This is a genomic window from Belnapia rosea (assembly GCF_900101615.1).
Classification (GTDB): Bacteria; Pseudomonadota; Alphaproteobacteria; order Acetobacterales; family Acetobacteraceae; genus Belnapia; species Belnapia rosea.
Genome location: NZ_FMZX01000091.1, coordinates 1 through 2,241, shown reverse-complemented (window position 1 = coordinate 2,241; position 2,241 = coordinate 1). Strand labels below are relative to the sequence as shown.

General features: G+C 66.0%; 1 protein-coding gene and 1 pseudogene. Both read left to right on the top strand.

Features of this window, described 5'->3' with window-relative positions; all coding sequences use genetic code 11:
• Positions 1-94: 94 nt before the first annotated feature.
• Positions 95-325, top strand: a pseudogene (locus tag BLR02_RS30740) (transposase); the annotation flags it as partial.
• A gap of 313 nt (positions 326-638) precedes the next feature.
• A partial coding sequence (locus tag BLR02_RS28130) for a recombinase family protein (RefSeq protein ID WP_143018392.1) occupies positions 639-2,241 on the top strand: 1,603 nt, incomplete at its 3' end.

Below are 2,241 nucleotides of genomic sequence, written 5' to 3'. Positions count from 1 at the left end.
AGTGCCCGTTTTGGAAGAGTGACCCGGCTGGTTTGATTGGCTGACCGAGGCCGCTCTAGCAGCGTTGCACGCGGTTTCCTGCCTGGGGACCGTCATGTGGACGTCTGTGGATCGCGCGCTGGTTGGGGATTTCGGATCTGGCCAAGCGCTTACGGATGATCAGTTCAGGATCTTGGAGCCATTCATCCCGCCAGCCAAGCCCGGAGGGCGCCCGCGGACCACAGATGTGCGGCGCCTGCTCGACGGCCTGTTCTACCTCGTGCGCACCGGCTGCCAGTGGCGGCACCTGCCACCCCCTCCGGTCTTCCCACCCTGGCCCACGGTGTAGATGGTCTGTTTACAAATGACAAATTCTGCCTTGTCCGGCGTAGCTCGCTGGCGCTGCCGTGGCGGCGCGGGCCGTCCGGGGCTGACCGCGAGCGGCGCGAGGTGGGTTTGGCTGTTCCGGGAGGAGTTTGCCCTCTCGGAGCGGGTCATGAGGCACCGGCAGTGGACGGTCAGCCGACGGCAGGTCGGTCACCCAGCGGCGCAGCGACGCTGGGACAGGGCCTACCAGCTACTTCTGCAGGCGGCGGGCCTACCTCCCAGCACGACCGGCACTCCGGCCGCTCCACAGGGCGTTTCGGAGGAGGGCCATCATGCAAGTAGCCGCGTATGCTCGGGTCTCAACCCAGCGCCAAGCTCAGGCGCAGACCACTGAGCAGCAACTCGACCGTTTGCGTGCTCATGCCGAGGCGCAGGGCTGGGTTCTGGCGCCGGAGCATGTCTTCCGTGACGACGGCCATAGTGGTGCGAGCCTCAGGCGTCCAGGCTTGGACCGCTTGCGCGATGCTGCAGCGAGCGCGCGTCTGGACCGCGTCCTCATCACCGCGCCGGATCGGCTGGCGCGCAACTATGTCCATCAGGTGCTGCTGGTTGAGGAGTTGCAAAAGCACGGGGCGATGGTGGACTTCCTCGATCGGCCGATGAGCCGCGATCCGCATGACCAGTTACTGCTCCAGATCCGTGGTGCAGTAGCCGAGTACGAGCGATCCCTGATCACCGAGCGAATGCGGCGTGGTCGCCTGCGCAAGCTGCAGGCCGGCACCCTGCTGCCCTGGTCGCGGCCGCCCTACGGTTACCGGCTCGACCCCGAACGGCCGCGTGACCCAAGCGGCGTGCGGCTGGACGAGACGGAGGCCGCCGTGATCCGCGACCTGTTTGCTCGGTTCACTGACGAGGGCACACCAGTGACAGCCCTGGTGCAGCATCTGCATCGCCTTGATATTCCCTCACCTCGAGGACATCGGAGGTGGTGCACCACCGTTTTGCGCAGCGTTCTGTCCAATCCCGTCTATCTCGGGCAGGTCTTCGCCAATCGGCTGCGCAGACATCCGGCGGAGCAACGACGTTCCGCCCTGCTGCCGATCGGCTGCGGCCAGGGCAGCGCGCGGCTGACGGATCCGGCCGAATGGATCGCGGTTGCGCCCGTGCCGGCCATCGTCAGCCAGGAGCAGTTCGATCGCGCGCAGGAGCGGTTGAGCTATAATCGACGCATGGCACGGCGTAATAACCGCGTGCACCAGTACCTCCTGCGCGGCTTGGTCAGCTGTGGCCGATGTCGGCGTGGCTGCACGGGCCGTCATATGCCGAAGGGCTACGACTACTACCTTTGCCGTACCAAAACACAGCTGCCTGTGATGATGCCAGGCGAGCGGTGTGCGGCTCGCTACATCCCGGCCCAGCCGCTGGAAGAACTGGTCTGGCGCGACCTGTGTGAGGTCCTCGCCGCGCCGGAGATGATCGCGCATGCGATGCAGCGGGCCCGCGGCGGGCACTGGCTGCCGCAAGAGTTGCAAGCTCGTCGCGCCAACCTTCGCCGAGGCCGGGTAGCGCTCGGCCAGCAAATCGAGCGGCTCACCGAAGCCTACATGGCCGGTGTGGTACCACTGGCCGAGTACGAGCGGCGTCGCCGGGACACCGAAGCCCGGCTGCTGGCGCTCGATGGCCAGGAGCGCGGACTCCTGCAAGACGCCGACCGCCAGGGCGAAACTGCCCGGCTCGCGGCCCAGGCCGAGATGTTCTGTCAACGCGTGCGACAAGGCTTGGAGCAGGCCGATTTTGATCGCAAGCGCGAACTGCTCGAGTTGCTGGTCGACCGCGTCATCGTCACAGACGGTGATGTCCAAATCCGCTACGTGATCCCCACCGGACCGGATGGCGAACGAGAGTCCTTTTGTCGATTGCGAACGGACTATCTAC